Source organism: Bacteroides sp. D55t1_190419_B8 (genome assembly GCF_015558905.1).
Lineage (GTDB): Bacteria > Bacteroidota > Bacteroidia > Bacteroidales > Bacteroidaceae > Bacteroides > Bacteroides vicugnae.
The window spans coordinates 1-2993 of the sequence record NZ_JADMOU010000060.1 but is presented as its reverse complement, the minus strand read 5'-3'; the positions used below and the strand labels follow the sequence as shown (position 1 = coordinate 2993).

Genomic DNA, 2993 nt, shown 5'->3' with positions numbered 1-2993 from the left:
ATCAGTCCGGAATATGAGCATCAGCGGAATAGAGAAAGGAAAAGTAAAGAAGAACTGGATAGGAATCAGGCGAATGTAGCAAAAAGTATTGATACTAATGTATCGGGGATGATGCCTAATGGTGATCCGGCTCCGAAAAGAAATCCAAAAGATGGAGGATGGAAAACAACGATAGGCCTAATAATGGGAGCTGGAGGAACTTTAGTAGATGGTATATTGGAAGTAACAAACCCTAAACCGGGACAAGAAGATGCTATTAAAGCTCATACAAAGGCGGAGCAAGAACGGATAGATGAACATAAACCAACTTTCTGGGAGAAAACATTTAACTTATTATTTAAAAACAAGTAATTTGTATCATTATGAAATTATTCTTAGTAACAGTATTTAGAAAGACATATCTCTTTGCCTTTTTTTTAGCCATAGTTGCTCATATAGCTTATCCGTATTTATATGATTTTCCATATTTACTGGTTTTAAAAATGATATTGTTATTTATATGGATGGTTGTATTTGTTGGTTTTGTATTATATCTAAAGTATCCACAAATATGTCCTCAAGGAGTTTTGTTGAAACCTAAGTCTAGTCTTCAGACTACTTATCGAACAATCGAAAGATTCTTTTATTATTCGTTGGCGATTTATGTATTTCTACCTAAGAGTTATATATTCCCCAATTATATAATATTATTGATCTTTGGTGTGTTTCTGGGATGTAGAATAGCGATAAAAGCCAATAATTGTTTGAAATCTTGACATTGAAATTTTTTCTTTTAAATAGGTGAAATTTCACTCTGATATGAATTGATTATAAAGTCTATTCATGTCAGAGTTTGTCGAGGAAGATATTTTTTGATAAATGAGTTATTAATGTAAACAACTTAGAAATGAAAAAGTCTTTTTTAGCAATAGTCAATAAGGTAGCGTTACCATTATGTTGCATTGTAATCTGCATAGCTATCTTCATTAATGATGTGGATTTGCTGCCTTATCATTTTTTGATAAGATTTGTTGTGTTAATAGGATCAGTAATGGTAGTTGTAGCCAATGTTATGAATTTGAGTAGTAAAGGCTTTTGGGTTAATATTAAAGATATAACTATGGAAAAACGTTTTTATCTTAATTATTACAATGTCATTGAAACCTTATTTTCTTGGTACTTTTTTCTGTATACTTTATTGAAATTATATATGGAGTCAATAATGTTCACTTATGCAATGATATTAGCACTTGGTATTTATTGCGGATGTCGGATGATTAAATGTGAATAGTGTTTTAGCTTGGCTTTCTATAAAACAATCATGCTTTGGAGCATAATAAAACAAATTTGGAGTCTTTTCCAAAAAAAAGGGGGTGATATACTTCATTTAAAATATTCTAGGTTTGTCGCCAATGCTTTAGTTGATAAATATAATCGATTATTTTTAAACAGAGGAAAATGAAAAAAATAGTTTATGTAATTACAGGACTTTTTCTAGTTATATATAGTTGTAAAAGTCTACCTTCAGGAGGTGGTGATTCTATCGATTATGACTTTAAGTTTGAATTATACAGTCATGTAAAATGGTATTATCGTGCTAACTTGAAATATCCATCTGTCGAGGAATTGAAGATTTTTTGTTGGGAAATGATAGATGATGCTAATGATAACACATTTTCATCATTTAGTGATTTTGAGAAGGCTATAAATAAAAAAAGAACAGGACGTGAAGATTTGTTGCGATATTTATCCTTGCATAAGGATGATATTTTATTTGAAGTAAGAAACAAATCAATGAATGTTCTTTGGAAAGGTAAAAAATGGATGAATTTTAAATTTGATTTATGCGAAATGATAAAAAAGAGAAGTTCTCTTTTTACTTATTTTTATAACTCTTCGGGTTACTGCAGTAAAGATTTTGATTACGAAGAGGATTTTTATATAATAAGAAAAGAAATTCGTGACAAATATGTAACAGATACTGTACAGAGGAGTAAATTTCAGTCATGTCTTTTAAGATATGATAGAGACAGAGGATATCAGCTATGTTCTCCTTCAAAAAGTAGAATAATACAAAATATCTATCTGAATAAATTAGGTTGTGCTTTAGATACTTTTCTTCTAAATAGAGATATTCAAATGATTCAATTTGTAACAAATTTGCCTAAAGATTATTTTTCTAAGGATATGCATTAAATATGGATAAAACGAATATTTTAGGATGCTTTTTTAAAATAGGATTTGATCCTAATTTACGTGAACGAGATTTCGCTGATTTAGCCGAACAATTTCGCCCTTATATTTGGGGTGAGAGAGGCACATCTGGTATATCTGGTAATCTGAAAAAATTGAAGATTAAAGATTATGGCAAGGATTTGAACTTAGTTTTACTTGAGTTTCATGTAAAGCCCACTCCAACAGAATTGTCATATCTGAAAGAAATAGGTTCTTATCACAAAAAGGATAGGTCTATAGGCATTCCAATCATCGTAACAGATGAGAACTTTTTCAGCAAAACCGAAGAAGCGAGGTATCGATTTCTAAAAGAAGCCATACTGAATAAGATGGATTTACTTGAAAATGTAGTAAAGAAGAAAAAGCTAGATACTGATGTGAAGAAACTTAAAGCCGATATAGATAGAATACTGCAACTATAAGCTTTGTCTTTTTTACTTTAGTTTGTATTATACCCTGACATAAGTTGTCTTAAAGAACAATTTATGTCAGGGTAATTTCTTTCTTATTATCACTTACTTGGAGTATTTTTTCTAAAAACTCTCATTGAACGTTATAGTCTCATCTCTCATAGCTAACGTATGGTAAAGATTATCAATCTCATAAATGTACTGCATTTAATATCGTAACATTAACCGAAAATCCCCATATGTTTTTATGATGCTAATGGTAATTTATTGAAAGATTTGAATAAAAAGATAGTTGATATTCAATATAATTTCCTAAATTTACCGAACCGTATAGAGTTTGAAGATGGCAGCTCTATTTCTTACCTTTAT

At 30.0% G+C, this 2993-nt stretch carries 2 protein-coding genes and 1 pseudogene; all 3 read left to right on the top strand.

The features are described from left to right. Positions 1-351, top strand: a pseudogene (locus tag I2I13_RS24285) (RHS repeat-associated core domain-containing protein); the annotation flags it as partial. A 1086-nt stretch (positions 352-1437) separates the two neighbouring features. Then, positions 1438-2175, top strand: coding sequence for a hypothetical protein (locus tag I2I13_RS24280; RefSeq protein WP_195650749.1), 738 nt, complete (start codon positions 1438-1440; stop codon positions 2173-2175). A gap of 2 nt (positions 2176-2177) precedes the next feature. Then, a complete protein-coding gene (locus tag I2I13_RS24275) occupies positions 2178-2636 on the top strand; it encodes a hypothetical protein (protein ID WP_195650748.1) in 459 nt (152 codons plus the stop codon). Positions 2637-2993: the final 357 nt, after the last annotated feature.